Here is a 25,714-nt window from a genome sequence, read left to right as displayed (position 1 = left end):
GGCCCCAAGCTTTACCGTCCGATCCCCAGCCGCGCCTTCGCCTCGCCGTATTCCTGCTTCAGCCGCTCGACCAGTTGCGCCACCGACGGCACGTCGTCCATCAGGCCGACGCCCTGGCCTGCGCCCCAGATGTCCTTCCACGCTTTCGCCGCGCCGCTATCGAAGCTCATCTTCGTCTTGTCCGATTCCGGCAGCGCGTCGGGATCGAGCCCGGCGTTCACGATGCTCTCGCGGATGTAGTTGCCGTGCACGCCCGTGAACAGGTTCGTATAGACGATATCGGCGGCCTTGGCTTCGAGGATCGCGTGCTTGTACTGCTCGACCGCGTGCGCCTCCTGGGTCGCGATGAAGCGCGTGCCCATATAGGCGAGATCCGCGCCCATGGCCTGCGCGGCGAGGATCGAGCCGCCGTTGGCGATCGCGCCCGAGAGCACGATCGGGCCGTCGAAGATGCGCCGCACTTCGCCCACCAGCGCGAACGGCGAGGTCGTGCCCGCGTGGCCGCCCGCGCCCGCCGCGACGAGGATCAGCCCGTCGACGCCCGCTTCGAGCGCCTTGCCCGCATGGCGCAGATTGATGACGTCGTGCAGCACGATGCCGCCGTAGCTGTGCACCGCGTCGAGCAGTTCCCTGGGCGGCGCGCGCAGGCTCGTGATGAAGATCGGCACCCGATGCTCCACGCAGACGCGGATATCGTGTTCGAGCCGCGCGTTCGACTGATGGACGATCTGGTTCACGGCGATCGGGCCGATGACGGCGTCGGGGTTCGCGGCCTTGTGCGCGGCGAGCTGTTCCTCGATCTGCGTGAGCCATTCGTCGAGCAGCTCGGCGGGGCGCGCGTTGAGCGCCGGGAACGAGCCGACGATGCCCGCCTTGCACTGCGCGAGCACGAGCTCGGGATAGCTCACGATGAACATCGGCGAGGCGACGACGGGCAAGGACAGGTTCTGCAGGACGGCGGGCAATGCCATGACGGGATCTCCTTACATCGCTGAATAAAACGGTCGTTCGATTATAGGTGCGCGTGTTGCCGCGCATGCCGTGCGCGCCGCCGCATCGACTGGAGGGAGTGTTCGGTTTCTAGCTTTTCGGGCCCGAAAGGGCCGCTGCCTGCCGCGTGCCACTCCTACAATGTCGCACAGACCAACAAGCACATCCGGGAGACAAGCCATGCCGTTCGATGGATTCACGCCCTTCACCGTTCCCACCGCGAGCGGCGTCGAGATCGCGGGCATCAAGGGCGGAGACGGACCGCCGCTGCTGCTGCTGCACGGCCATCCGCAGACGCACATGATCTGGCATCGCTGCGCGGAGGATCTGGCGAAGCACTTCACCGTGATCGCCACCGATCTGCGCGGTTACGGCGCCTCGTCGAAGCCGCCGAGCGACGCCACGCACGCCGCCTACTCGAAGCGCACGATGGCCGCCGACCAGGTCGCGGTCATGCGCCACTTCGGCTTCGAGCGCTTTCTCGTCTGCGCGCACGATCGCGGCGCGCGCGTCGCGCACCGCATGGCGCTCGACCACGCGGACGCCGTCGAGCGCCTGATGCTGCTCGACATCGCGCCCACGCTCGCCATGTACGAGCAGACCAACCGCGAATTCGCCACGCTCTACTTCCACTGGTTCCTGCTGATCCAGCCGGAACCGCTGCCCGAAGCGCTGATCGGCGCCGATCCCGACGCCTATATCGAGCGCGTGATGGGCAGCCGCCACGCGGGCCTCGCGCCGTTCGCGCCGAAGGCGCTCGGCGCATACCGCGCGGCGCTGCGCCAGCCCGGCGCCGTGCATGCGATGTGCGAGGACTATCGCGCGTCCGCGACCATCGACCTCGAACACGACCGCGCCGATATCGAGCGCGGCCACAAGGTGGGCTGTCCGCTGCGCGTGCTGTGGGGCGAGCATGGCGTGATCGAGCAGTGCTTCGATCCGCTCGCCGAATGGCGCAAGGTGGCGCGCGACGTGAGCGGCCGCGCGCTCGACTGCGGCCACTACATTCCCGAGGAAGCGAGCGTGGAATTGACCGCCGAGATCCTGTCGTTCTTCGAGGCGACCGAAAGACAGGATTGAAGGCAGGATTGAAGCGCCAGGATTGACGCGCGCGGCGGTTATCCGAGCGGCGGCAGGCGGCGCGGCACGGGCGTCGACTTGACGATGGCCGTGCTGGTTTCCGCGCGCTCGGTGACCTTGTTGAGAATCTCGTCGAGCTGCTCGATGGAATGCAGCCAGATGCGCGCGATGAAGCAGTCGTCGCCGGTGACCTTGTCGCATTCGATGAATTCGGGGATGCGGCGGATCACGTCCTCCACCAGATGCAGTTGCCCCGGCAGCGGCTTCACGCGCACGACGGCTTGCAGCGTGTAGCCGAGCGCGCGCGGGTCGATGCGCACCGTATAGCCGCCGATCACGCCCTGCGCTTCGAGCCGCCGCAAGCGCTCCGAGGTGCTGGGCGCGGACAGCCCGACGAGGCGCGCCAGCTCGCTCACGCTCGCGCGCGCGTCCTCCACGAGCGCGGCCAGCAGCGCGCGGTCGATCTCGTCGAGTGCGGCGGCGGGTTGCGGGTTCGGTCGCTTGTTCATGATGCGGTTCCTCCAGATTCCCGGCTCGTTTGCGTCTCGCGCCTTCGTTTCGAAGGCAGGCGGGCGTTTGCGCCTTAGTTTAGCTCTGTATTCTGCGCTGCGGTCTGCGTAGACTTTCAGACATAAACAGACGCATTCCACGAACGAGGAACACGCACTCATGGCCACTCCCGAAATCCGCCGCGGCGCGGGCGAGATGATCGTCGCGATGCTGATGTCCGGCACCATCGGCTGGCTCGTCGTCGATTCGCAGCAGGCGCCGATCAACGTCGCGTTCATGCGCTGCGTGCTCGGCGGCGCGACGCTCGCGCTCGTCTGCGCGGCGCTCGGGCTGTTCCGGCAGCGGCTGCCGTGGCGCACGCTGGCGCTCGCGATGGCGGGCGGCGCGGCCATCGTCGCGAACTGGGTGCTGCTGTTCGCCGCTTATTCGCGCGCGTCGATTTCGATGGCCACCGCCGTCTACAACACCCAGCCGTTCATGCTGGTCGGGCTCGGCGTGCTGGTGCTGCGCGAGCGCGTGAGCGCGTCGACGGTGGTGTGGCTCGCGCTGGCTTTCGTCGGGCTGGTGGGCGTGGTCGAGGTGCCGCCCGCCGTGCTCGCGGTGCCGGGCCAGTACCTCGTGGGCGTCGCCTGCGCGGCGGGCGCGGCCTTGCTCTACGCGATCTCGTCGATCATCACGCGGCATCTGAAGGGCACGCCGCCGCATCTGATCGCGCTCGTGCAGCTCGCGTTCGGCGCGTTCGCGCTCGCGCCGTTCATCCACTACGGCACGCTGCCCGCGACGCCCGTGCACTGGGCGCAGATCGTCACGCTCGGCATCGTGCACACGGGCATCATGTACGTGCTGCTCTACGGCGCGATCCAGAAGCTGCCGACGGCGATGACGGGCGCGCTCTCGTTCATCTATCCGGTGGTGGCGATTCTGGTCGACTGGTTCGCGTTCGGTCAGCGGCTCGCGTGGATTCAGGTCGCGGGCGCGGCGCTGATCCTGCTCGCGGCGGCGGGCGTGAACCTCGGCTGGCGGATCGTGCCGGCGCGCAGCAAGGCGCAAGGCGCGTAACGCGGCGCGCCAAATTCGATCGAGGCGAGATCAAGCGAACGTGGCGCGGTGGAGGCGGGCGTTCGCACGCTGGCCGCATAATGGCGCGGTTTCAACCGCCCCACGCCGCCCGACGCGTCAGCCGCATGACCACGCCTTCCTCATCGCCCGATCCGATCCCCAGCACGCGTCGCGACACGCGTACCGCCCGCGCCGAACTCAGCCAGGACGAACGCGACCTGCGCCGCGCCAAGCGCCGCGCGCTCGCGCTGCTGCTGGGCGCGGCGCTGGTGTTCGTCGTCACGGCGCTGTCGCCGCCGGGCGTGGTGATCGACGGCATCAAGGCCGTGAGCGAGGCAGCGATGGTGGGCGCGCTGGCCGACTGGTTCGCCGTGGTCGCGCTGTTCCGGCGCGTGCCGATTCCGTTCATCGCGCGGCGCACGGGCGTGATTCCGCGCAACAAGGACCGCATCGCCGACGAACTCGCCACCTTCGTGCAGGAGAAGTTTCTCGACGTGAGTTCGCTCGTCGGGCTGATCCGCCGCCACGATCCGGTCGAGCGTCTGTCGACGTGGCTGCGCGCGCCGGAGAATGCGCGCCATCTCGGCGACTATGCGGTGCGGCTCATGTCGGGCCTGCTCGGCCTCACCGACGACGCGCGCATCCAGAGCTTCATCCGCGACGGCCTGCACGCCGCGCTCGACAAGGTCGATCTCTCGAAGTCGGCGGGCGCGCTGCTCGACACGCTCACGAAGGACGGCCGTCATCAGGAACTGCTCGACCAGATGCTCGACCAGCTCGGCCAGTTGCTGAGCGAGGACAGCACGCGCGCCTTCGTGGCGACGCGCATCGTCGACGGGCTCAAGGGCGAGTTTCCGAAGACCGAGAAATTCCTGCCCTCGGAATGGATCGGCGAGAGCGGCGCGCGCGTGCTCGAAAGCGCGGTGAACCGCTTGCTGCTGCAAGTGAGCGAGGACCGCGAACATCATCTGCGCGTGAAGTTCGACGAGATCGTGCAGCGCCTGATCGTGCAGCTGAAAAACGATCCGGCGTTTCTGCGCAAGGGCGAGGAACTGAAGACGAGTCTGCGCGAAGGCAGCGCGCTCAACGACTACACGCGCGAGTTGTGGGACAGCCTGCGCGCGTGGCTGCGCGACGATCTCGAACGCGAGGATTCCACGCTGCACGCGAAGGTGGCCGCGACGGGCCGCTGGCTCGGCGAGGCGCTGGCCGCCGACGCCGATCTGCGCGCCTCGCTGAACAGTCATCTCGAAGACGCCGCACGCGCGATGGCGCCGGATTTCGCGCGCTATCTGACGCATCACATCCGCGACACGGTGCGCAACTGGGACACGGCCGAAACCGCGCGCCTGATCGAGCTGAAGATCGGCAAGGATCTCCAGGAGATTCGCGTGAACGGCACGGTGATCGGCGGCACGATCGGGCTCGGCTTATATCTGTGCTCGCATCTGTTCGACTGGTTGCGCGTGCATATCGGTCTTTGAGCGGCGCTGGACGATCTGAGTATTCGATTCGGATAGCGAACTAAATTACGCGCCGTGAATTTCGCCGATTTCACCTGCATAAATGCGCGATTGCGCATGAGCGATGCGGGCTTTGACAGGGCATTTCGCTGCTGCCCCGTTTTTAGGGAAATCACTGATGCTGCGCGTATTCTCGCGCGAGTATGATCGGCTCGACAGTTTGATCACGTCAGAGCACGATACTCACGCTCGTCCCCGAAAAAGGACGAGCGTTTTTTTTGGGCGCGGCTCAGACCGCGCCGACGGGCGCCTCGATGCCGTCTTCGCGCAGCACCAGCGCGCCGCTCTTTGCCAGCTCGCCGGTCAGCTCGCGCAGCAAGGCGGGCCACGCGCTTTCGGGCGCGAGTTGCTGCGCCGCCGCGCGAATGATCGACGCGTTCGCCACCATCGCCTCAAGCGCGCCGTAACTCAGGCTGCGCACTTCGAGCAGCTTGAACACGATCAGCACCTTGAGCGCATTTTTCGCGTTGCGCGCCGGATCGGCACGCAGCCATGCGAGACGCGAATTCGCGCGATCGAGCGCGGCGCGCGCGTCGGCGAACGGCGCGCCGTGGCCCGGAATCACCACGGCGATATCGAGTTGCGCGATGGCGTCGAGCACGGCTTGCTGCTCGGCGAATCCGCTGCCGCCGTCGAGTTCGGGAAAGATCACGCCGAAGCCGTTTTCCCAGAGCGCGTCGGCGCTGATCAGCACGCGCGGCTCGGGCGCGTACAGCATCAGCGAGTCGGGATCGTGGCCCGGCGCGCCGATCACCTGCCAGTCGAAACCGCCGAGCGCGATCTGTTCGCCCGCCGCGAGCGTGCCGGTAAAGCTGAAGCGCTCGCAGGTCTGCGCGGTGGCGTCGAAGGTGAGGCGGGCTTCGTCCCACGCGCGCACGGCGTTGGCGCTGGCGGCGGGTATCAGCGTCTCGCAGCGCCATTGCGCCTGCGCCTGCAATTGCGCGTTGCCGCCGCAATGATCCGAATGCAGATGCGTGTTGACGATCACGTCGAGCGCGCGGCCCGCGAGCGCGTGCTGCACGAGCGCGACGGTCTGCGCGGCGTGCGTGGCGTAACCGGTATCGACGAGCGCCGCGCGCGCTTCATCGACGAGCAGCACGTTGTTCGACGAGAGCCAGCCGCGCTCGAATACGCGGATCGAATCGGGCAGCTTCATGACGCGGGCGTCGCGGTGCTTGCGTCAGGCTTCGGCATCACGAGAATCGTCGCGCGGCCGATCACGAGCGTCTCGCCGCGCTGATTCGTGGCCGTGCCGTCGAGCTTCACGAGATCGCCGTTCAGGCTCGCCTTCCAGTGCGCGTCGACCACGCGCCATTCGAAGGTGATGACGTCGTGCGCATGCGCGGCGCGCTTGAGTTTCATGTCGAATTCGAGCCCGAGCGGCTGCGCGTGCTGCGAATAATGCGTCGCGAGCAGCGCCATGAAATGCGCGGTGGGCTGCGTGCCCGAGGCGATCAGGCCGCCGAAGCGGCTTTGCGCGGCGTACTCGTCGTCGTGATGCAGCGGGTTCAGATCGTTCACGAGCGTGGCGAACGATTTCACCGAGTCGGGCGAGAGCGCGAGCGTCGAGCGAAACGTTTCGCCGATCTGCACGATGCGGGCGGGCGCGGTCATGGCGCGTCCTTGCCGGCGATGTTGCCGCTGTTTTCACCGCTGTTATCGTCGCTGTTATCGCTCGTGCGATTGGCGCTGAAGCGCTCGGCGATCCAGTTCGCGTGACGCGTTTCGATCGCGTCCCAGACGGCGCGCTTCGCGGCGTCGTCGAACGTGGACCACAACGCGATCTCGTCGATGGTGCGCAGGCAGCCTTCGCACAGGCCGCTCGGCTCGTGCATGCGGCACACGCTGATGCAGGGCGAGGGCGTGCCCATCGCCGATGCGGAGTTGAACGCGGCGCCGCTCATGCGTCGCGCAGCGCGACGTCGACCACGGGCGCGCCGGTCATCGCCGCGAGTTCCTGCGGCGACAGATTGAACACCGCATGCGGATGCCCGGCCGCGGCCCACAGGCTGTCGAGCGTGAACAGGTCGGCGTCGATCAGCGTGATGGGCTTGGTCGCGTGGCCGATCGGGCAGACGCCGCCAATCGCATAGCCGGTTTTCTCGCGCACGAACTTCGCATCCGCGCGGCCGATTGCGCCGACGTGCGCCTCGACTTTCTTTTCGTCGACGCGATTCGCGCCGCTCGCAATCACGAGCACGGGCGCGTCGTCGGAGCGGCGGCGGAACAGGATCGACTTGGCGATCTGCGCGACTTCGCAGCCGAGGCCCGCGGCCGCTTCGGCCGAGGTCTTGCCGGTTTCGGGCAGCAGCACGACCGGCTTCGCGTGGCCGTGATCGCGCAGCAGCAGCGCGACGCGTTGCGCCGAGTCGGGCAGGGCGTCGATGCCGTCTTTCGCCGAGTTGATGAGCGTTTCCGTCATGTCCTGAGATCCTTCGTTGCAGGGTTGCGCAGTGGGGTGGGCTGTCACGCGCACGCGGCGGCGTTCTGCCGTTTCGCGAGCAGCGCCTTGCCCGCGCGCGATACGTTCGGGCGGCCGATGGCCGTCGAGATGAAGTCGCCGGCGGCGACCACCTGATCGAGGTCGATGCCGGTGCGGATGCCGAGGCCGTTCATCAGATACAGCACGTCTTCGGTCGCGACGTTGCCGGTCGCGCCCTTCGCATACGGGCAGCCGCCGAGGCCCGCGACGGACGCGTGGAAGATCGCGATGCCTTCTTCGAGCGCGGCGTAGATGTTGGCGAGCGCCTGGCCGTAGGTGTCGTGGAAGTGGCCCGAGAGGCGCTCGCGCGGGAACACTTTCGTGACGGCTTCGAACACTTCGTGCACGCGCTTCGCGGTGCCCACGCCGATGGTGTCGGCGATATCGATCTCGTCGCAGCCGAGCGCCGCGAAGCGCTCCACGACGTCGACCACGGAAGCGACCGGCACCTCGCCCTGATACGGGCAGCCGAGCGCGCACGACACGCTGCCGCGAATGCGCACGCCGTTCGCTTTCGCCGCTTCGACGACGGGCGCGAAACGCTCGATGCTCTCGGCGATCGAGCAGTTGATGTTCTTCTGCGAGAACGCCTCGCTCGCGGCGCCGAAGATCACGATCTCGTCGGCGCGGGCCGCGAGTGCGCCTTCGAAGCCGCGCAGGTTGGGCGTGAGCACCGAATAGATCGTGCCCGCGCGGCGCGCGATGCCGTCCATCACCTGCGCGCCGTCGGCCATCTGCGGCACCCATTTCGGCGAGACGAACGAGGCCGCCTCGATGTTCGCGAAACCCGCTTGCGCGAGGCGGTCGATCAGCTCGATCTTGACTGCCGTGGGCACGAATTCCTTTTCGTTCTGCAAACCGTCGCGCGGTCCGACTTCGACGATCTTGACGGCTTGCGGCAGGGCGTGAGTGGGCATGGGTGTCTCCGGTTTTTTGTGGGTTCGGCGATGCTTAGTAGCCGCGCGCCGCGTGCACGACGCCGCTCACGGTTTCGCCGCGCGCGAGCGCCTCGATCTTGTCGGCGATCTGCGAGATCGCTTCGTCGCGCAGGGTCAGCGCCGAGCTATGCGGCGTGATCGTGATGCGCGGCTCCTGCCAGAACGGATGATCGTGCGGCAGCGGCTCGGTGCGGAACACGTCGAGCGTGGCCGCGGCCAGCGTGCCGTTCGTCAGTGCATCGAGCAGGTCCTGTTCGTTCAGATGCGTGCCGCGCGCGACGTTCACGACATACGCGCCGCGCGCGAGCTTGCCGAAGGTGCGCGCGTTCAGCACGTTCTCGGTGTCGGGCGTGGCGGGCAGCAGGTTGACGAGCAGCTTCACGTCGTCGAGGAAGGCGTCGAACTGCGGGCCGTGCAGCTCGCCCGAGAAGGTCTCGATGCCGTCGAGGTGTTTCGCGCTGCGCGAGAAACCGCGCACCGGCACGCCGAGCGCGGCCACCGCGTGCGCGACCTGCGCGCCCAGCACGCCGAGCCCGAGCACGCCCACGGTGAAGGTTTCGCGCGGATGCGGCGCGAGGACGTGCCATTCGCCGCGCGTCTGCTGCTGCGTGTAGTCGTCGAAACGGCGCAGATAGCGCAGCACCGCGTGCTGCACGTACTCGGCCATTTGCGGCGCCATGCCCGAGTCTTCGAGACGCACGAGCAGCGCGTCTTTCGGCAGCGTGCCGGGATGCTCGCGTTCGAGCGCGAGGATCGCATCGACGCCCGCGCCGAGGTTGAACACGGCCTTCAGGCCGGGGCGCGCGGCGAACAGCTCGCGCGGCGGGTGCCAGACCACGGCGTAGTCGGCGGGGGCGGTATCGCCGGGTTGCCAGGCACGCAGTTCCGCGGCGGGCAGCGCGCGGGACAGGCCCTGGAGCCAGGCGGAAGCGTCGGATTGCGGGAGCCAGAACAGAATCTTCATCGTGCTTTCGAGCGTGCTGCGCGTTGTGTGACGAAGTCCGGCGGCGGGCGGCAGGAGCGGGAACGGCAGCGGCCACGGCCCGCGACGGAATTCGGTGACGGAAGACGGCGGCCGCCGTTTCTGCAACGGCCATCGCCAGATTGAGTCAGCATTCGCTCCATTCTACTTTTTCGAGCCGGAGCTGGCCCGGCTTTCTCGGCGCGGGCGGCGACGCGGCATCCTGACGGGCGTCGGCGAAAAAGCAAAGCAAAAAAAATTGGTTCGGCGCGCGCGGGTCGCGGATCACAATCCGTTCTCGACCTCTCGATGCGAGGAAAAAATCATGCTTTCGTGCGCTCAATCCCGCTGGCCGCCGCGACTCGTCACCGTGCCCGGTTTGCACGGCAGCGACGGCGCGCACTGGCAGACCTGGCTCGAACGCCAGTTCGCGCACTCGCTGCGCGTGGAGCAGGCCGACTGGGACGCCCCCGATCTGGCCATCTGGAGCGAGGCGCTGCGCGAACGTCTCGCGCGCGAGCGCGGGCCATTTCTGCTCGCGGCGCACAGCTTCGGCTGCCTCGTGACCGCGCATGCGCTGCTGCAGGGGACGCTCGGCGCGGATGTGGCGGGCGTGCTGTTCGTCGCGCCCGCGAGCCCGGAGAAGTTTCGTTTCGCCGGGCCGTTCGAGGCGCGGCGTCTCACCGTGCCGTCGATTTTGATCGGCAGCGAAACCGATCCGTGGATGCCGCTGACCGGCGCGCGCCAGCTCGCGCAGCAACTCGGCAGCGCGTTCGTGAATCTCGGCGATGCGGGGCATATCAACACGGCGGCGGGCTTCGGTCCGTGGCCGCGCGCGAAGTATTTCATCGATACGCTCGTGCATTGCGAGGCGCCGAAGCGTCTGCGCGACGATGAAGCGCCCGCCGACGGGCTGCCTGAAGTGAGTCGCGAGGAGAAGCGCGAAGATCGGCGCACGGCGCAGGAATGGCCGGGCTTGCCGGGCGCGCAGGCGTTTGCCTGAAAAGATTGCCTGAGGCAATGCCTGAAGGGATTGACCGAAGGCGGCGGGCGCGATTAGCGCATCGAGCGATGCGCGCGCCCCGCCTTGACACTCACCTTGACACCCACCATCACACTCACTGCCCGAGCCGCGCCGCCGCGCCCGCATCGGGCTGCGCGTGTAAATGCGCCTCGCGCAGCAGCCGCGCCGTGTGCAGCGCGATCATGCCTTCTTCATCGGTGGGAATCGCGAACACCGGCACACGGCTGCCGCTCGCGGTCACGCGCTCCTTGCCCGCGTCGTTCGCGGCCGTATCGAGCGCGATGCCGAACATCGACGCGAGCCGCTCGCACACCTGCGCGCGCACGGGCGCCGCATGCTCGCCGATACCCGCCGTGAACACCAGCGCATCGAGCCCGCCGAGCACCACGGCGAGCTTGCCCACTTCCTGCGCGATCCGGTACGTGTAGAAGTCGACCGCGAGCTTCGCCTGCTGGCTGTCGCTCGCGAGCAGTTCGCGCATGTCGCTGCTGATGCCCGAGAGCCCCTTGAGCCCCGACTCCTGATACAGCAGCTTCTCGATCGCCGCGTAATCCATGCCGTGCGCCATCATCCAGAGCACGGCGCCCGCGTCGAGCGCGCCGCAGCGCGTGCCCATCGGCAGGCCGTCGAGCGCCGTGAGGCCCATCGTCGTTTCCACGCTCTTGCCGTCCTTCATCGCGCACAGGCTCGCACCGTTGCCCAGATGCGCGACGATCACGCGTCCGCGCGCGATATCCGGCGCGACCGCGTGCAGATGATGCGCGATGTACTCGTACGAGAGCCCGTGAAAGCCGTAGCGGCGGATGCCTTCCTCGTAGTAGTGGAACGGCAGCGCAAAGAGCTGCGCCATGATGTCGTTGCCCGCGTGAAAGGCCGTGTCGAAGCACGCCACCTGCGGCAGTTCGGGCGCGGCGACGCGCACCGCGCGTATCGCCGCGAGATTGTGCGGCTGATGCAGCGGCGCGAGCGGCGTGAGCGCGTCGAGCTCCTCGATCACCTGATCGTCGATGAGGACGGCGTCCTTGAAGTGCGCGCCGCCGTGCACCACGCGATGCCCGATCGCGGCGGGCGGCGTGTCGCGCAGGCCCACGGCGAGCACGAGACGCAGCAGGCGGAACGCGGCGTCGTGGTCGGCGACCTGCGCGACCGGAAATTTTTCGTCGACGATCAGGCGGCCGTCGGCCATGTGCGCGACCACGCGCGGCGCCACGCCGATGCCTTCGATCTGGCCGCCCGCGCCGTGAATCGCACGCGCGCCGCTTTCGGCACGCGGATCGTCGATCACGCGATACACCGAACACTTGATGCTTGACGAGCCCGCGTTCACCACCAGCACGATCTGGCCTTCGGCAGGGTGCTGGCCCGCGTGCTGTTCGCCAAGCTGGGCGGAAGTGAGGTGAGCGGTCACAGTGCCTCCGCCGTTATGCGCGCGCGCCGCGCGTGCGCGAGCAGCACCGCGATCGCGCAGCTCCCGATACGCGAGCGCACGGTGTCGGCGCGGCTCGTGAGGATGATGGGCACGCGCGCGCCGAGCACGATGCCCGCCGCTTCCGCGCCCGCGAGAAAGGTGAGCTGCTTGGCGAGCATGTTGCCCGCTTCGAGGTCGGGCACGAGCAGGATGTCGGGGTCGCCCGCGACCGGCGAGGTGATGCCCTTGATGCGCGCGGCTTCGGCGCTGATCGCGTTGTCGAAGGCGAGCGGGCCGTCGAGCAGGCCGCCCGCGATCTGCCCGCGGTCGGCCATCTTGCAGAGCGCGGCGGCGTCGATCGTCGAGGGCATCTTGTCGGAGACCGTTTCCACGGCGGCGAGGATCGCCACCTTCGGCGTGCCGATGCCGAGCGCCTGCACGAGGTCGATCGCGTTGCGCACGATGTCGGCCTTGTCGGCGAGCTTGGGGAAGATGTTGACGGCGGCGTCGGTGATGAAAAGCGGCTTGTGATACGTGGGCACGTCCATCGCGAACACGTGCGAAAGGCGGCGCTCGGTGCGCAGGCCGTTCGCGCCGGAAGCCACTTCGTGCAGCAGTTCGTCGGTGTGCAGGCTGCCCTTCATGAGCAGTTCGGCCTCGCCCGCGCGTACCGCGTGCACGGCGCGCTCGGCGGCGGCGTGGCTGTGCGGCGCGTCGACGATCACGACGTTGTCGAGCGAGAGATTGGCCTCCTGCGCGACCGAGCGGATCTTCTCCTCGGGGCCGACGAGGATCGGCGAGATGAGACCGAGGTTGGCGGCGTCGAGCGCGCCCGTCAGCGACGACACATCGCACGGATGCGCGACGGCGGTGGGCACGGGCGGCAGGCCGGCGCAGCGGGCCAGCAGAACCGAGTACTTGTCGGGCGATGCAGTCATGTCCGTCTCTTCGAAGGGCGCTACGTTGACTGAAACCACACGGGAAAACCGGATGCCGAAAAGGCGCGCGCAGCGTCGATGCGGCATGCGTATGTTGCGGCGCGCAAAGCGCTAACAGTGTAGTCCAGCGTGCGCGGGGCCGGTCGAAAAGTGCGCGCCCGGCGCACGGGCCCAGCCCTGCCGCGCGCGCGCCGATTCGTCGCGCATCGCCGCACATCGGCGTCCATCAAGGCGCCGCGAGCCGCGAAAAACAGTGCCGATACCGATTGCCGCAGTGCGCGCACGCACGCCCCGCGCACGTCCGATCGGCCCGATTGTCACGCCGCATTCACGGCGCGCCGCGATGATGGGAGGACGACCCGATCCGGCCCGCCTTGACTTTCGTCCGGGTGCTGCCTAGATTGGGATACTGCATTGCAGCACGGCACGGCGGCCGCGCTCGCCCGGCGGTTTTGCCGCCTGCCGGGTTCGCGCCGCGCGTGCGCCAGTTCATGCCTTGCGCCGTCAGCCGATCCGTAGCGCATGTGCTTCGCCGGCCCGGCGCCGGACGCGCGCCGCCTCCCAGGACCGCTCGCGCGGCCTGCGCGAGACGCCCCGCGCTCCCCCTTAAAGGAGATTCGTGTCGTGGCAGTTCCCGCCCTCTCGCCTGCACTCTCGTCCGATACCGCCGCGCCGCAAGACGCCGCGCCCAACGCCTTCTGGCCGCTCTGGCCGCTGTCTTCGCCGCTGACCTCGCTGCCTTCACCGTTTCCTTCGCTCTCGTCGCTTTCGTCCCTTTCGTCAATTTCGCCGCTGTTCACGCCGCTCGCCAATGCCTTCGCCGAATCGGCCGAGGCCGCGCAGACGGCGCTGAAGTCCGCCTTCGGGCCGGCGTTCGGTGCGGCCTTCGATCCCGCGCAGAACCCGCTGTTCGCACAGGCGCAACAGGCCGCGCAAGCCGTGAGCGCCGCTTCGGCGGGATCGGCGGCTTCTGCCATTGCGCCGATGCCCGCGATGCCGGCTCTGCCCGCCGCCGCGCCCGCCGCGATCCAGCCGCTCTACGACTACCTGTTCGACGCCTGGCAGCGCAGCGTGCTGTTCCTCGACGTGCTGCGCGAGCGCGGCAACCAGACCTATATGCACGAGAAAGCCGGCATGCCGCCGGTGCTCGCGTTCGACTACGACGTGATCGTCGACGGCCGCGAACTCGACGATCCCTGCAACTACGCACTCCTGCGCATCAAGCCGGAAGAAGGCGTGGAAACCGATCCGCGCATGCGGCCGTTCGTCGTGATCGATCCGCGCGCGGGCCACGGCCCCGGCATCGCGGGCTTCAAGATGGACAGCGAAGTGGGCATCGCGCTGCGCAAGGGCCATCCGTGCTACTTCGTGACGTTCTTCCCGGTGCCGACCGACACGCAGACGATCGAATCGGTCGGCAAGGCCGAGGCCGTGTTTCTGCAGAAAGTGCGCGAGCTGCACGCCGACGCCGACGGCCAGCCCTTCGTGATCGGCAACTGCCAGGGCGGCTGGGCGGCCGCGCTGCTGGCCGCGTCCGCGCCTTCGCTGGTCGGCCCGCTGATGCTCGCGGGCTCGCCGCTTTCGTACTGGGCCGGCGTGCGCGGCAAGAATCCGATGCGCTATTCGGGCGGCATGCTCGGCGGCTCGTGGATGTCCTCGCTGGCCGCCGATCTCGGCGACGGCCACTTCGACGGCGCGCACCTCGTCACCAACTTCGAGAACCTCAATCCGTCGAACACGTTCTGGGGCAAGCTCTACAACCTCTACGCGAAGGTCGATACGGAGCGCGAGCGCTTCCTCGAATTCGAGCGCTGGTGGGGCGGCCACTTCCAGTTGAACCGCGCGGAAATCGACTGGATCGTGCAGAACCTGTTCGTCGGCAATCACCTCACGCGCAACGAGGTCTACGCGAAGAACGCGCGCGCGCCCGTGGATCTGCGCAACATCCGCACGCCGATCATCGTGCTCGCTTCGTGGGGCGACAACATCACGCCGCCGCAACAGGCGCTGAACTGGATTCCCGATCTCTACGCGAGCGTGGACGAGATCGTCGCGAACGAGCAGGTGATCGTTTATTGCCTGCACGACAAGGTGGGGCACCTCGGCATCTTCGTGTCGGCCAGCGTGGCGAATAAGGAGCACACCGAACTATTTTCGGCGCTCGATCTGATCGACGTGCTGCCGCCCGGACTCTACGAGGCGCGCATCACCGATTCGACGCCGGAAGCGGGCCGTCTCGAAGCGCTCGAAGGGCGTTACGAGATCCGCTTCGAGCGCCGCACCATCGACGATATTCTCGCGCTCGACGATGGCCGCGACGACGAGCAGCCGTTCGAGGTCGTGCGCCGTCTCGCGGAGAGCAATCAGCGTATTTACGATCTGTTCGTCTCGCCGACCGTGCGTGCGTCGAGCAACGCGCTGAGCGCACATCTGCTGCGCGAGTCGCATCCGTCGCGTGTGGAGCGCAGCTTCTTCAGCGATGCGAATCCGGTGTTCGGCGCGCTGCCCGCCGTGGCCGACGCGGTGCGCGCGCATCGCAAGCCGGCGGATCGCGACAACCCGTTCACGCTGCTTGAAAAGCAGGTGTCGGCGAGCATCGAGGCCGTGTGGGATGCGTATCGCGACGCGCGCGACACGTGGACCGAACGCACCTTCTACGGCCTCTACACCGCGCCGTGGGTGCAGGCGTGGGTGGGCGTCGCGCCGAACTTGCCGCTCGATCCGATTGCGCCGCCGCTCACGGCGCTGCGCAAGGAACTCGCGCAGATGCGTCTGCGCGCGGCGCACGCGCACGTGCACAAGGCGACGATGCTCGACGTGTTCATGCGCATCATGGCCTTCCTCGCCGATGAAATGCACGTGGTGCAGTACCGGCCGTTCCAGAAGATGCGCGATCTGGCGCGCGAGTATTTCGGCGATCGTCAGCCGAGCATCGCGGAACTCAAGGAAGCCGCGCGCCGCCAGGGCGCGATCGTGCAGCTCGATGCGCAGGCCGCGATCGACGCGCTGCCGGATCTTGTGCCCGAGGCGCGTGCGCGTCGGCTGCTGATGTCGGCGGTGTATCAGGTCGCGAGCGCGTCGGGTCCGCTCGAAGGCGAGCGTGCGGAGCGTTTCGCCGAAGTGCAGCGCGTGCTCGGGCTGGAGCCGGGCAGCGAGAAGGAGCCGCTGCCGCCGCCGCCGAACGGCGGCAGTGCGAGCGGTGGCGCGGGTGGCCCGGGTGGTGTGAGCAGTGGTTCAGGCTCGTCGACGTCGACGACGGGCGGCGCGCCGGTGAAGGCTTCGGCCGAGGCGCATGAGGCGCACGAAGCACCGAAGGACGAAGCCAAACCCGCCGCCGCGAAGCCGCGCCGCGCGCCGAACGCGAAAGTGAAGGCGGCCGTCGAAGCCGCGGTGCAGGCTGTCGAGGCACCTGAAGCGAAGCCGTCCGCCAAGACCGCCACGAAGACCGCCGCGAAAGCCGCAGCCAAGCCCGCGGCGAAAACGGCGGCCAAAACCGCCGCGCGCCGCGCCCGTCCCGCGAGCGCGCCCGTTGCCACGCGCACGGCGCGTCCGGCTGCGGGGCGCCGCCGCGCGGCGCGGTCCGCGGGCGAGTGAAGCCGATAGATAGCGCGAGATCATCCGCGACGACGCGCGGCGCGTGCATGAAGGCGCGCCGCGCGTGAATTTATCCCTGCGTTTATCCGCGAATTTACCCACGAATTTCCGCACTGAGCCGTATCCGAACCCTGCGGTGAAATCCGCCGCGACATCACCAGCGAGGTCCGTCATGCACCCACTTCCCGACCGGCCGCTCGCCGGCATGCGCGCGCTCGTGACGGGCGTCGCGAACGCCGAATCGATCGCGTGGGGCTGCGCGCGCGCGTTCGCCGAACTCGGCGCCGAACTCGCGCTCACCTATCTCAACGACAAGGCGAAGCCCTACGTCGAACCGCTCGCGCAGGAACTCGGCGCGACGCTGCTGCTGCCGCTCAACGTCGAGGACGACGCGCAACTCGACGCCGTATTCGAGACCGTGCGCGAGCAGTGGGGCTCGCTCGACATCGCGCTGCATTCCATCGCCTATGCGCCGAAGGCCGATCTGCAAGGCGGTCTGCTCGATTCGTCGGCGCAAGGTTTCGCGTATGCGATGGACGTGTCGTGTCACTCGTTCATCAGGATGGCTAAACGTGCCGCGCCGCTGATGCCGCGCGGCGGCACGTTGTTCGCCATGAGCTACGACGGCGCGAATCGCGTCGTGCCCAACTACAACCTGATGGGGCCGGTGAAGGCGGCGCTCGAAGCGTCGTGCCGCTATCTCGCGTACGAACTCGGGCCGCTGGGCATCCGCGTGCATGCGGTGTCGCCGGGACCGCTCAAGACGCGCGCGGCGTCGGGGCTGCCCGACTTCGACCGCATGCTCGCCGAAGCGGTCGAGCGCGCGCCGCTCGGCGAACTCGTCGACATCATGGATGTGGGCTACGCCACCGCGTATCTCGCGACGCGTTACGCGCGGCGGCTGACCGGCAACACGGTGTATGTCGACGGCGGCGCGCACATCATGGCGTGAGCTTCGCGCGCCTGCTTGCCGCTCACCTGGGATACGACAACGCCTCGCGATTTGCGAGGCGTTGTCGTTTGCGGCGCGTGAGTCGTGTGCGTGAGCCGTCTACGTGAGACGGCGCTCACGCGGCAGGATTACCAGCGGCGATAGCCGTCGTCGCGGCCATAGTCGCCACGGCGGTCGCTGCCCCAATGACGATCGTGCCAGCGATGATCTTCCCAACGGCGATCGCCCCAGCGACGATCGTCCCAACGGCGGTCGTCGTGCCAGCCGACATAGGTCGGCGCTGCATAGACCGGCGCGGGCGCGGCATACACGGGCACGGGTGCGCCGATGGCGAGGCCGACCGAGACGCCGGCCATGGCGGTCTGCGAAACGGCAAGGATCGTGACACCGGCGCCCAGGGCGGCAATCAGCTTCGTCTTCGTGTTCATTCGAGTCTCCTTCGCTGGATGAATGGACGACTCCAATCTAGCCCGCCGCGCGCCGCCGAAAATTACGAACCTGCAACAATCGTCTCGGGTTTGACAGCGCGATGAAAGGGCGCAAGCCGCACCTCGCATTCGCCAAAGCCCAATGGCGACGGGCTTTGCGGGCGATCGGGCGGAACCTGCCAGGCGATTTTTGAAGGTGCGGATCACGCAAATTGTTGCGTCTTTACCGCTTCGTAACGTGGGCGGCGCGCAGGCCGGCGCGCAGGCGCACGCAAAAAAGCCGGGGACTTGCCCCGGCTTTTTTCCATCGCACAGCCAGCTTGCCGCGCGGTTCGTGCGTTTCGTGCGTTTCGAATGCTTCGAGCGGTCTGGCCGCCGCTTACTGCACGGTCACCGCGCCGAAGTTCTGGCGGCCGAACGGGCTCACCTGATAGCCGTTCACGTTCGCGCGCGTGATGGCTGCGGCGGTCGGATAGCCGAGCGGAATCCACAGCGCCTGATCGTGGATGATCTTCTGCGCGCTCTCGTAGAGCTTGGTGCGCTTCGCCTGATCGGCGGTCGCCTTGCCGTCGGCGATCAGCTTGTCGAGCTGCGGATCGCAAAAACGCGCGAAGTTGATGCCCGACTGCACGGCGTTGCAGCTAAAGAGCGGCGAGAGGTAATTGTCCGGGTCGCCGTTGTCGCCGGCCCAGCCCATGAACAGCGTGTCGTGCTGACCCTGCTTGGCTTCCTTGATCAACTCGCCCCACTCGATCACCTTGATCTCCGCCTTCACGCCGATCTTCGCGAAATCGGCCTGCAGCAGCTCGGCGCCCGCGCGCGGATTCGGATTGAGCACGCTGCCGTTCGGACGCACCCAGATCGTCGTCGAGAAGCCGTTGGGCACGCCCGCCTGGGCGAGCAGCGCCTTGGCCTTGGCGATGTCGTGCGGATACGGCTGGATCGCCTTGTCGTAGCCCCAGGTGATGGGCGGCCACGGATTGGTCGCGGGCGTGGCCGTGTTGTCGAACACCGTCTTCAGATACGTCGTGCGGTCGAACGCCATGTTCAGCGCCTGACGCACCTTCGGATTGTCGAGCGGCTTCTTCTGCGTGTTGAGCGCGACGAAGGCCGTCATGAAGGCGGGCGTCTGCACGACCTTGAGCGCCTTGTCGCTTTTCGCGTCGGCGACATCCTGCGGCTTGGGCGACAGCGCGATCTGGCATTCGCCGGCCTTCACCTTCTGCGCGCGCACGGCGGCGTCGGGCGTGATCGCGTAGATCAGGCGGTCGACCTTCGGCTTCGGCCCCCAGTAGGACGGATTCAGGTCGTAGCGGATCACCGCGTCCTTCGTGTAGCTCTTGAGCTGGAACGGGCCGGTGCCGACCGGCTTCGCGTTCAGGTCGAGCGGCTTGCCCGCCTTGAGCAGCTGATCGGCGTATTCGGACGAGTAGATGGACGCGAAGCCCATCGTGAGGATCGAGAGGAAGGTGGCGTTCGGCTCGTTCAGCTCGAACTTGACCGTGTTCGCATCGACCTTGCTGACCGACTTGATGAGCTTGGGCAGGCCCATCGACTGCGCGTGCGGGAAGCCGCTCGGGCCGGCCACCTTGTGCCATGCGTTATTGGCGTCGAGCATGCGCTCGAAGGTGAAGACGACGTCGTCGGCGTTCAGCGTGTGCGTGGGCTTGAACCATTCGGTCGTCTGGAACTGCACGTTCGGGCGCAGATGGAACGTGTAGGTGAGGCCGTCGGCGCTCACGTCCCACGACTGCGCGAGCGCGGGCACGACCTTCTTCTGCGCTTCGTCGTAGTTGACGAGCGAGTTGAAGATCACGTCGGCGGAGGCGTTGGTCGTCACGAGCGAGTTGAACTGCACGACGTCGAAGCCGTCCGGGCTCGATTCGGTGCAGACCGTGAGCGGTTTCGCGAGCGCGGGCGTGGCCGCGCAGGCGAGCACGCACAGGGCGGCCGCGAGCACGGGGGCGGGCGAGGTGAAGCGCATGGAATCTCCGTTTTGCCAGGGTCTTGCCGTTGGTGTGCGGGCCGGGTTGCCGCGTGGCGAGAGGGCCCGATCGGGGAAGCTTATCGCAGTTAGCCCCCCCGCGATCGGCAGGCCGATCGCACCCCCCCACAAGTGGGGGGGTGATCGCGCGCCCCCCCGCGATCGGCAGGCCGATCGCCACCCCCCCACGAGTGTGGGGGCTGGGGGGGGCTACTGAGCAGTACGCGGCTTGCGCGGCGCGCGCTCAAAAGCGCGGTCGTACAGCCAGCGCGGCAGCGCGCCGAGCAGGGCGGCGACCACGCGCATCGGCCACGGGAACACGGCGAAGGCGCGCCCGCGCGCGATGGCGTCGGCGGCGCGCGTGGCGAAGCGGTCGGCGTCCATCAGGAACGGCATGCGGTACGGGTTCTTCGCGGTCATCGGCGTGCGGATGTAGCCGGGCGCGATGGTGACCACGGGCACCTTGAACGGGCGCATCTCCACGCGCAGCGCTTCGAGATAGGCGAACGCCGCGGCCTTCGACGCGCTGTACGCGCCCGAGCCCGGCAGCCCCCGCACGCCCGCCACGCTCGCGATGCCCACGAGCGTGCCGCGCCGCGTCTGCGCCATGGTTTGCGCGAACGGCTCGAAGGTGGCGACCATGCCGAAGTAGTTCGTATCCATCACGTCGCGGAACGTGGCGAGCTCGCCTTCGCCCGTGAGCGCGCCGCGGCTCACGCCCGCGTTGGCGATCACGATGTCCGGCATGCCGTGTTCGGCGATGAACGCGCGCGCGGCGGCGGCGAGCGCATCGGCGTCGCGCACGTCGGCGGGATAGATCGAGATGGGGTGCTGCGGATGAGCCTGGAGAAACGCCTCGAGCGCGTCGGCGCGGCGCGCGACGAGCCCGAGGATGGCGCCGCGCCGCGCGTATTCGGCGGCGAGAGCGGCGCCGATGCCGCTCGACGCGCCGGTGATGAAAACCTTGAGCGGGTGTGTCATGCCGGCGCGCGCGCTCACATCTTCTTCGCGCGGATCTGCGAAACGATGAAGTCCATGACCTGCAGCGTGTCCGGCAGCGCCTTGTCTTCCGTCGATTGCATCAGCGCCGGGCCGGTTTCGTACTTGCCCTGGATCGCGATGGTCGGCACGCCGTCGATCTTGTACGCGTCGAGCATGGCCTTGTCGCGCTGGAGCGCGCTCTGCGTCGAGAACGAGTTGTACGCGTCCATGTACTTCTTCGGATCGACGCCTTGCGTGGCGAGGAACTTCTGCTGGTCTTCCGGCGTGAGCAGGTAGTTCTTGTTCACGTGGATTTCATGGAACACGGCGGGCGTGAGCTTCTGCGCGAGGCCGAGCGCGTCGAGCGCGTAGTACATCTTCGAATGCGGGACGAAATCGTCACGGAAGGCAACCGGCACGCGCTTGAACACGACGTCCGGGCCCTGCTTCTTGATCCACGATTCGAGGTACGGGTCGAACGCGTTGCAGTGCGGGCAGCCGTACCAGAAGAATTCGATCACTTCGATCTTGCCCGCAGGCACGTCGAGCGGCTGCGGCGCCTTGAGCACCGTGTAGTCCTTGCTGGCGACCGGCGCGGCAGGCGAGGCGTGCGCGGCGCCGGCGATCATGGAGAGCGAGAGCAGGAGCGATCCGAGAATGCGTTTCATAGCGTGTTGTTCCACTGGACGAGGCCGGCGGCGTCCGGCCCGATGGGTGCGGCGCGCTGGCTGCGCGCGGCCGCGGCGTTACTGGATGAGATCGCGCCGCGGGCTGCGCGCTCCGCCACCGACGCTTGCGCACACAACGGTGCGGACGGCGCGGGGGACGGAGCGCGCGGCGGCGCGGCGCGGACGGCGGTTACTGCTTCGAGAAACGAATGACGGCGGTGTCGATACCGGCGTCAGACAGGCGCTGACGGGTCGAGTTCATGTCGTCGAACTTGGAGAACGGACCGATGCGCACGCGGTAGTACGTGATGCCGCCCGCGTCGCGCTGCGTGACCTTCGACTCGAAGCCCTGGAAGGCGAGACGCGCGCGCTGCTGCTCGGCGTCGGACGAGGTCTTGTACGCACCGACCTGCAGGAAATAGCCGGTGTTGGCGTCGGCGGCCGACGGCGCGGCGGAGCCGGGCTGCGCGGGCTTCGCGGCATTCGGCGCGGGAGCCGCGTTCGGCGACTTCTGCGGCGGGTTGTTCGCGAGCTGCTGCGCGGGCTGGCTCGGTGCCTGCGGCTTCTTCGCGGGCTGTGCGAGCTGGCTATTGTCGGTCGTCGCGCCCGTCGAAGGCTTCGGCGCAACTGCGACGCCGTTGTTGTTGGCGGCATTGTTCGCGCCGTTGTCGGCGGAACCCGACGGCGGCACTTCGACGATCTGCGGCTCGTCGAGCATGCCCGACGACTGCGACTGGTTCGTGGTCTGGCCCGGCGCGGTGTTCGGCGGCGTGCTTTGCGCGGCTTGCGGCGTCACCGGCTGACCCGGCGTCTTGCCTTGCAGCGGACGGTTCGGATCGTATTGTTCGCTCTGGCTCGCGTCCGAAGCGGCCGGCGGCGCGACCTTCGAGACGAACGGCGTGGGCGAGCGCGTGATATAGAGCGCCACCACCACCGCGATCGCAAGGCCGACAATCAGGCCCAGCACGACACCGAGAAACGTTCCCCCGGACTGTTTCGACTGCTGTTTTGTAGTGCGGCGCGGTTTTGCCATCGTCTGAATCACCTGCAAACAAGAGAATCCTGGAATGGCGCGCCCGCTCGCGGACGCGCCCCAAACATGTCGCTTCACGGGATCATGCGGCGCGCCGCGGCACAGCGCGGCGCAACCCATGCATCCCCTGCGTTACATGCGCTCGGGCGCCGACACGCCGATCATCGCGAGACCGTTCGCGAGCACCTGGCGCGTGGCTGCGAGCAGCGCGACGCGCGCATCGCGCTCGGCCGCGTCGTCGACGAGAACGCGTTCGGCATTGTAGAACGAGTGGAATTCAGCCGCGAGTTCGCGCAGATAGAACGCGACCGCGTGCGGCGCGAGTTCGCCGGCCGCGTGCGTGAGCATGTCGGGAAATTCGGCGAGCTTGGCGATGAGCGCGAGCGCGCGTTCGCTCGACAGCGGCGCGAGGTCGACCTGCGGCAGCGCGTCGAGCTTGCCGCCGAACTTGCCTTGCCAGTCGCCGAGGATCGACGAGATGCGTGCGTGCGCGTATTGCACGTAGTACACCGGGTTTTCGTCGTTTTCCTTCAGCGCGAGGTCGATGTCGAACACGAATTCCGTGTCGGCCTTGCGCGAGATGAGGAAGAAGCGCACGGCGTCGCGGCCGCGGCGGATGGTCGCTTCGTCGAGCAGATCCGGCGAGACTTCGCTGCCCGGATTCGCGCCGCCCGACCATTCGATCAGGTCGCGCACCGTCACGTAGCTGCCCGCGCGCTTGGAGATCTTCACTTCCTGGCCGTCGCGCATGACGGTGACCATCTTGTGCAGCACGTAGTCGGGATAGCCCTTCGGAATGCCGACGCCGAGCGCCTGCAGGCCGGCGCGCACGCGCGCGATGGTGCCGTGGTGATCCGAGCCCTGGATGTTGATGACCTTGGTGAAGCCGCGCTCCCACTTGGTGACGTGGTAAGCGACGTCCGGCAGGAAGTACGTGTAGGTGCCGTCGGACTTGCGCATCACGCGGTCCTTGTCGTCGCCGTAGTCGGTGGTCTTGAGCCACAGCGCGCCGTCCTGCTCGTAGGTCTGGCCCGAGGCGACGAGCGACTCGACGGTCTTCTCGACACGGCCTTCGGTGTACAGCGACGATTCGAGGTAGTAGCGGTCGAACTTCACGCCGAACGCCTGCAAGTCGAGATCCTGCTCGTGGCGCAGGTAGGCGACGGCGAAGCGGCGGATCGCTTCGAGGTCTTCCGGGTCCTTCGCACCCGTGACGGGTTCGCCGTCCGTGGCCGCGACGGTTTCGCCCGCGAGATAGTCGCGTGCGATGTCGGCGATGTATTCGCCGTTATAGGCGGCTTCCGGCCAGCCTGCGTCGCCCGGCTTCAGGCCGCGCGCGCGCGCCTGGGTGGAGACGGCGAGGTTGCCGATCTGTACGCCCGCGTCGTTGTAGTAGAACTCGCGGTGCACGTCGAAGCCTTGCGAGCCGAGCACGTTCGAGATGGCGTCGCCGAGCGCGGCCTGGCGGCCGTGGCCGACGTGCAGCGGGCCCGTGGGGTTGGCCGAGACGAACTCGACCAGCACGCGCTTGCCGGCTTCGCGCTGCGAGCGGCCGAACGCGGCGGCTTCGGCGAACACGGCGCCGAGCACGGCGCGCTTGGCCTCGACGGTCAGGCGCAGGTTGATGAAGCCGGGGCCGGCCACTTCGGCGTCGGCGACCAGACCGGCGGCGGCGGGCAGCGCCTTCACGGCGTCGACGATCTGCTGGGCCAGCGCGCGCGGATTGGCGCGCAGCGGCTTGGCGAGCTGCATCGCCACGTTGCAGGCGACGTCGCCGTGCGCGGCGACCTTCGGACGCTCGAGCGCGATCGTGGGCACGACGAATGCGGCTTCGGTCGTGCCCTCGGTGGCCTTCGCCACCTGGGCGACGGCGTCGGCGAACAGAGTCTCCAGGGTGTGTTTCTGTGCGGGCAGCATGCTTGTAGCAGGTCCTGTGCGGGTAGTTGGGTGCGGGGCCGGCCTGCTGGAAGCGCAAAGGCCGGCGCGTGCCGTCGAATTCGGGTGAGGGCGGGGCGCCGCCGCCGGCCAGCGCGCGCCGCACGCGGATCGCGGCGGTGGCCGTGGCACTCAAGCGGGCCGGGCGGACAGGGCCGCGCCCTGCGGGTAATTCCGTCCAGACGGATTTTAGCAGGTGCTAATATGTGAAATGAGATGCCCGACAGGCCCAGGCTCGCCAGTTACGCTTTTCCGCGGGTGCTTTTTCGGTCGCCGCGCTCCAGTCGCAGCGAGTTGCCGCAACGGCGTCCGGCCCATGGTCAAGCGGACATCAAAATCATAAAGGGAACAGACATGCTGGTTACATTCAAATGCCACGCGGCGCCTGACGTGACGATGCTGGAAAATCTCGCGCAATATCTCCTCGGCATTATCGGCAAGCGGCTCGGCGCACGCGGCGTGATCACGCACGACGAGCTCGACACGGCGATCGGCAAGCTCGAAGCGGCCATCGCCATCGACAAGAAAGACCGTGCCGAGCACGAAGGCCACTTCCACGAAGGCGAAGAGGGCCGCGAGCATCACGAACTGCAGCCGGGTCTCGCGCAGCGCGCGTTTCCGTTCCTCGACATGCTGCGCGCGGCGAAGAAGGAAGACAACGACATCGTTTGGGGCATCTGAAGCGCCCCTTGCGCGAGCGGCGGTGAGCGTCGGGCCTCGAAGGCCGCGCCGCGCGCCGGCCGTGACGCCCAAACGTCTAGCGCAACATGAAGCGCAAAAAGAAAGAGCCCGCTTTATGCGGGCTCTTTGCTTTTCTACTGGCAAGCTGGCGTGGTACGCGATGACCTGCCCGCCTGCGATTACTCGCTGGCGGCAGCCGGCGCGCTCTCGGCCGCAGAGGCCGCGCCCTTCTTCGCCTTCTTTTTCTTCGGCTTCTTCACGTGTTTTTCAGTGGGCGCCGAATACGACGACACCGCGCTCGACTCGTGCGGCGCGGCCGGCTGGGCGAACGACGGTTGCGCGAGCGCGGCGACGCCAAAGGCGGTCAACATCAACACCAGCTTCTTCATACGATTCTCCGAAAGGCGATTTTTTTAAGGACTTGCTGATGATCGAGCCGGCGCGGCGCCGGACGATGCGCGCCGCCGCGTCAGGCCAAGGTGAAGCGCTGCCATCTTACAAAGCCGAAAAATAGCGCGCGCGTAATATTCAGCCTATCGAATGGC

The 25,714-nt window shown here is 67.7% G+C and carries 24 protein-coding genes; 8 read left to right on the top strand and 16 right to left on the bottom strand.

Going from position 1 to position 25,714, the window contains the following annotated elements; all coding sequences use genetic code 11:
* Window positions 1–11: 11 nt before the first annotated feature.
* Window positions 12–971: a nitronate monooxygenase family protein gene (locus U4Y88_RS18905; protein ID WP_321785628.1), complete on the bottom strand. Its 960-nt coding sequence runs from the start codon at window positions 969–971 to the stop codon at window positions 12–14.
* Window positions 972–1,170: 199 nt separating this feature from the next.
* Between U4Y88_RS18905 and U4Y88_RS18900 the strand changes: the two genes are divergently transcribed.
* Window positions 1,171–2,070 carry an alpha/beta fold hydrolase gene (locus U4Y88_RS18900; RefSeq protein WP_224012494.1) on the top strand — a complete coding sequence of 300 codons (900 nt, stop codon included), beginning with the start codon at window positions 1,171–1,173 and terminating at the stop codon, window positions 2,068–2,070.
* Window positions 2,071–2,108: 38 nt separating this feature from the next.
* On the opposite strand, the gene U4Y88_RS18895 is transcribed toward U4Y88_RS18900, so the two are convergent.
* Entirely contained in the window at window positions 2,109–2,579 is a 471-nt protein-coding gene (locus tag U4Y88_RS18895) for an Lrp/AsnC family transcriptional regulator (RefSeq protein ID WP_224012495.1), read from the bottom strand.
* Window positions 2,580–2,739: 160 nt separating this feature from the next.
* Here U4Y88_RS18895 and U4Y88_RS18890 point away from each other — a divergent pair, with 160 nt between their 5' ends.
* The gene (locus U4Y88_RS18890; protein WP_224012496.1) at window positions 2,740–3,639 is read left to right on the top strand and encodes a DMT family transporter; all 900 of its coding nucleotides are present in this window, start codon (window positions 2,740–2,742) and stop codon (window positions 3,637–3,639) included.
* A 125-nt stretch (window positions 3,640–3,764) separates the two neighbouring features.
* The gene (locus U4Y88_RS18885; protein ID WP_321785626.1) at window positions 3,765–5,123 is read left to right on the top strand and encodes a DUF445 domain-containing protein; all 1,359 of its coding nucleotides are present in this window, start codon (window positions 3,765–3,767) and stop codon (window positions 5,121–5,123) included.
* Window positions 5,124–5,391: 268 nt separating this feature from the next.
* On the opposite strand, the gene U4Y88_RS18880 is transcribed toward U4Y88_RS18885, so the two are convergent.
* Genes U4Y88_RS18880 through U4Y88_RS18855 form a run of 6 tightly spaced genes read right to left on the bottom strand, consistent with a single transcriptional unit; the run spans window position 5,392 to window position 9,546 of the window.
* A complete protein-coding gene (locus tag U4Y88_RS18880; RefSeq protein ID WP_321785624.1) occupies window positions 5,392–6,318 on the bottom strand; it encodes an MBL fold metallo-hydrolase in 927 nt (308 codons plus the stop codon).
* Window positions 6,315–6,776 (bottom strand): MaoC family dehydratase, encoded by a 462-nt coding sequence (locus U4Y88_RS18875; protein ID WP_321785622.1) that lies wholly within the window; start codon window positions 6,774–6,776, stop codon window positions 6,315–6,317. Before U4Y88_RS18875 ends, U4Y88_RS18880 begins: the two co-directional genes overlap by 4 nt.
* Entirely contained in the window at window positions 6,773–7,066 is a 294-nt protein-coding gene (locus tag U4Y88_RS18870) for a DUF1289 domain-containing protein (RefSeq protein ID WP_321785620.1), read from the bottom strand. Before U4Y88_RS18870 ends, U4Y88_RS18875 begins: the two co-directional genes overlap by 4 nt.
* Window positions 7,063–7,584 (bottom strand): YbaK/EbsC family protein, encoded by a 522-nt coding sequence (locus tag U4Y88_RS18865; protein ID WP_224012501.1) that lies wholly within the window; start codon window positions 7,582–7,584, stop codon window positions 7,063–7,065. The genes U4Y88_RS18870 and U4Y88_RS18865 overlap by 4 nt, the downstream gene beginning before the upstream one ends.
* A gap of 44 nt (window positions 7,585–7,628) precedes the next feature.
* Window positions 7,629–8,561, bottom strand: coding sequence for a hydroxymethylglutaryl-CoA lyase (locus tag U4Y88_RS18860; RefSeq protein ID WP_224012502.1), 933 nt, complete (start codon window positions 8,559–8,561; stop codon window positions 7,629–7,631).
* A gap of 34 nt (window positions 8,562–8,595) precedes the next feature.
* A complete protein-coding gene (locus tag U4Y88_RS18855) occupies window positions 8,596–9,546 on the bottom strand; it encodes a glyoxylate/hydroxypyruvate reductase A (RefSeq protein WP_310633570.1) in 951 nt (316 codons plus the stop codon).
* Between the two features lie 322 nt (window positions 9,547–9,868).
* On the opposite strand from U4Y88_RS18855, the gene U4Y88_RS18850 reads away from it, so the two are divergent.
* On the top strand, window positions 9,869–10,546 hold the full coding sequence (locus U4Y88_RS18850) for an alpha/beta hydrolase (protein WP_321785618.1): 678 nt from the start codon (window positions 9,869–9,871) through the stop codon (window positions 10,544–10,546).
* 115 nt (window positions 10,547–10,661) lie between these two features.
* Here U4Y88_RS18850 and U4Y88_RS18845 read toward each other — a convergent pair whose 3' ends face one another.
* Window positions 10,662–11,906, bottom strand: coding sequence for an acetate/propionate family kinase (locus U4Y88_RS18845; RefSeq protein WP_224012525.1), 1,245 nt, complete (start codon window positions 11,904–11,906; stop codon window positions 10,662–10,664).
* Window positions 11,907–11,971: 65 nt separating this feature from the next.
* Window positions 11,972–12,913, bottom strand: a complete 942-nt coding sequence (locus U4Y88_RS18840) for a bifunctional enoyl-CoA hydratase/phosphate acetyltransferase (RefSeq protein WP_310633568.1) — start codon at window positions 12,911–12,913, stop codon at window positions 11,972–11,974.
* Between the two features lie 624 nt (window positions 12,914–13,537).
* On the opposite strand from U4Y88_RS18840, the gene U4Y88_RS18835 reads away from it, so the two are divergent.
* Together U4Y88_RS18835 and fabI are read left to right on the top strand one after the other, a co-directional pair.
* Window positions 13,538–16,507, top strand: coding sequence for a DUF3141 domain-containing protein (locus U4Y88_RS18835; RefSeq protein ID WP_321785616.1), 2,970 nt, complete (start codon window positions 13,538–13,540; stop codon window positions 16,505–16,507).
* Window positions 16,508–16,679: 172 nt separating this feature from the next.
* Complete coding sequence (gene fabI, locus U4Y88_RS18830; protein WP_321785614.1) at window positions 16,680–17,459, top strand: enoyl-ACP reductase FabI; 780 nt, start codon at window positions 16,680–16,682, stop codon at window positions 17,457–17,459.
* Window positions 17,460–17,587: 128 nt separating this feature from the next.
* Here fabI and U4Y88_RS18825 read toward each other — a convergent pair whose 3' ends face one another.
* The 6 genes from U4Y88_RS18825 to argS form a co-directional block, all read right to left on the bottom strand.
* On the bottom strand, window positions 17,588–17,887 hold the full coding sequence (locus U4Y88_RS18825) for a hypothetical protein (protein ID WP_224012506.1): 300 nt from the start codon (window positions 17,885–17,887) through the stop codon (window positions 17,588–17,590).
* Window positions 17,888–18,266: 379 nt separating this feature from the next.
* The gene (locus U4Y88_RS18820; RefSeq protein ID WP_321785613.1) at window positions 18,267–19,871 is read right to left on the bottom strand and encodes an ABC transporter substrate-binding protein; all 1,605 of its coding nucleotides are present in this window, start codon (window positions 19,869–19,871) and stop codon (window positions 18,267–18,269) included.
* 210 nt (window positions 19,872–20,081) lie between these two features.
* Window positions 20,082–20,852, bottom strand: a complete 771-nt coding sequence (locus U4Y88_RS18815; RefSeq protein WP_224012508.1) for an SDR family oxidoreductase — start codon at window positions 20,850–20,852, stop codon at window positions 20,082–20,084.
* Between the two features lie 14 nt (window positions 20,853–20,866).
* Window positions 20,867–21,520, bottom strand: a complete 654-nt coding sequence (locus tag U4Y88_RS18810) for a thiol:disulfide interchange protein DsbA/DsbL (RefSeq protein ID WP_224012509.1) — start codon at window positions 21,518–21,520, stop codon at window positions 20,867–20,869.
* 190 nt (window positions 21,521–21,710) lie between these two features.
* The gene (locus tag U4Y88_RS18805) at window positions 21,711–22,553 is read right to left on the bottom strand and encodes an SPOR domain-containing protein (RefSeq protein ID WP_224012510.1); all 843 of its coding nucleotides are present in this window, start codon (window positions 22,551–22,553) and stop codon (window positions 21,711–21,713) included.
* Between the two features lie 132 nt (window positions 22,554–22,685).
* Window positions 22,686–24,470 carry an arginine--tRNA ligase gene (gene argS / locus U4Y88_RS18800; protein WP_224012511.1) on the bottom strand — a complete coding sequence of 595 codons (1,785 nt, stop codon included), beginning with the start codon at window positions 24,468–24,470 and terminating at the stop codon, window positions 22,686–22,688.
* Between the two features lie 372 nt (window positions 24,471–24,842).
* On the opposite strand from argS, the gene U4Y88_RS18795 reads away from it, so the two are divergent.
* Entirely contained in the window at window positions 24,843–25,169 is a 327-nt protein-coding gene (locus U4Y88_RS18795) for a DUF1840 domain-containing protein (RefSeq protein WP_224012512.1), read from the top strand.
* Between the two features lie 126 nt (window positions 25,170–25,295).
* Window positions 25,296–25,586, top strand: a complete 291-nt coding sequence (locus tag U4Y88_RS37770) for a hypothetical protein (protein ID WP_405045124.1) — start codon at window positions 25,296–25,298, stop codon at window positions 25,584–25,586.
* Window positions 25,587–25,714: the final 128 nt, after the last annotated feature.

Origin of the sequence: Paraburkholderia sp. J94, from assembly GCF_905220285.1 — a bacterium.
Taxonomy (GTDB): Bacteria; Pseudomonadota; Gammaproteobacteria; order Burkholderiales; family Burkholderiaceae; genus Paraburkholderia; species Paraburkholderia tropica_A.
This window is presented reverse-complemented; position numbering and strand designations above follow the sequence as displayed.

What these genes read in the sequence shown, in the direction of transcription:
- U4Y88_RS18905 (WP_321785628.1), bottom strand. Translation starts at nt 971, where the DNA reads ATGGCATTGCCCGCCGTCCTGCAGAACCTGTCCTTGCCCGTCGTCGCC.
- U4Y88_RS18810 (WP_224012509.1), bottom strand. Translation starts at nt 21,520, where the DNA reads ATGAAACGCATTCTCGGATCGCTCCTGCTCTCGCTCTCCATGATCGCC.
- U4Y88_RS18860 (WP_224012502.1), bottom strand. Translation starts at nt 8,561, where the DNA reads ATGCCCACTCACGCCCTGCCGCAAGCCGTCAAGATCGTCGAAGTCGGA.
- U4Y88_RS18855 (WP_310633570.1), bottom strand. Translation starts at nt 9,546, where the DNA reads ATGAAGATTCTGTTCTGGCTCCCGCAATCCGACGCTTCCGCCTGGCTC.
- U4Y88_RS18825 (WP_224012506.1), bottom strand. Translation starts at nt 17,887, where the DNA reads ATGAACACGAAGACGAAGCTGATTGCCGCCCTGGGCGCCGGTGTCACG.
- U4Y88_RS18840 (WP_310633568.1), bottom strand. Translation starts at nt 12,913, where the DNA reads ATGACTGCATCGCCCGACAAGTACTCGGTTCTGCTGGCCCGCTGCGCC.
- U4Y88_RS18820 (WP_321785613.1), bottom strand. Translation starts at nt 19,871, where the DNA reads ATGCGCTTCACCTCGCCCGCCCCCGTGCTCGCGGCCGCCCTGTGCGTG.
- U4Y88_RS18805 (WP_224012510.1), bottom strand. Translation starts at nt 22,553, where the DNA reads ATGGCAAAACCGCGCCGCACTACAAAACAGCAGTCGAAACAGTCCGGG.
- U4Y88_RS18795 (WP_224012512.1), top strand. Translation starts at nt 24,843, where the DNA reads ATGCTGGTTACATTCAAATGCCACGCGGCGCCTGACGTGACGATGCTG.
- argS (WP_224012511.1), bottom strand. Translation starts at nt 24,470, where the DNA reads ATGCTGCCCGCACAGAAACACACCCTGGAGACTCTGTTCGCCGACGCC.
- U4Y88_RS18865 (WP_224012501.1), bottom strand. Translation starts at nt 7,584, where the DNA reads ATGACGGAAACGCTCATCAACTCGGCGAAAGACGGCATCGACGCCCTG.
- U4Y88_RS18850 (WP_321785618.1), top strand. Translation starts at nt 9,869, where the DNA reads ATGCTTTCGTGCGCTCAATCCCGCTGGCCGCCGCGACTCGTCACCGTG.
- U4Y88_RS18895 (WP_224012495.1), bottom strand. Translation starts at nt 2,579, where the DNA reads ATGAACAAGCGACCGAACCCGCAACCCGCCGCCGCACTCGACGAGATC.
- U4Y88_RS18815 (WP_224012508.1), bottom strand. Translation starts at nt 20,852, where the DNA reads ATGACACACCCGCTCAAGGTTTTCATCACCGGCGCGTCGAGCGGCATC.
- U4Y88_RS18885 (WP_321785626.1), top strand. Translation starts at nt 3,765, where the DNA reads ATGACCACGCCTTCCTCATCGCCCGATCCGATCCCCAGCACGCGTCGC.
- U4Y88_RS18890 (WP_224012496.1), top strand. Translation starts at nt 2,740, where the DNA reads ATGGCCACTCCCGAAATCCGCCGCGGCGCGGGCGAGATGATCGTCGCG.
- U4Y88_RS18875 (WP_321785622.1), bottom strand. Translation starts at nt 6,776, where the DNA reads ATGACCGCGCCCGCCCGCATCGTGCAGATCGGCGAAACGTTTCGCTCG.
- U4Y88_RS18900 (WP_224012494.1), top strand. Translation starts at nt 1,171, where the DNA reads ATGCCGTTCGATGGATTCACGCCCTTCACCGTTCCCACCGCGAGCGGC.
- fabI (WP_321785614.1), top strand. Translation starts at nt 16,680, where the DNA reads ATGCACCCACTTCCCGACCGGCCGCTCGCCGGCATGCGCGCGCTCGTG.
- U4Y88_RS18880 (WP_321785624.1), bottom strand. Translation starts at nt 6,318, where the DNA reads ATGAAGCTGCCCGATTCGATCCGCGTATTCGAGCGCGGCTGGCTCTCG.
- U4Y88_RS18870 (WP_321785620.1), bottom strand. Translation starts at nt 7,066, where the DNA reads ATGAGCGGCGCCGCGTTCAACTCCGCATCGGCGATGGGCACGCCCTCG.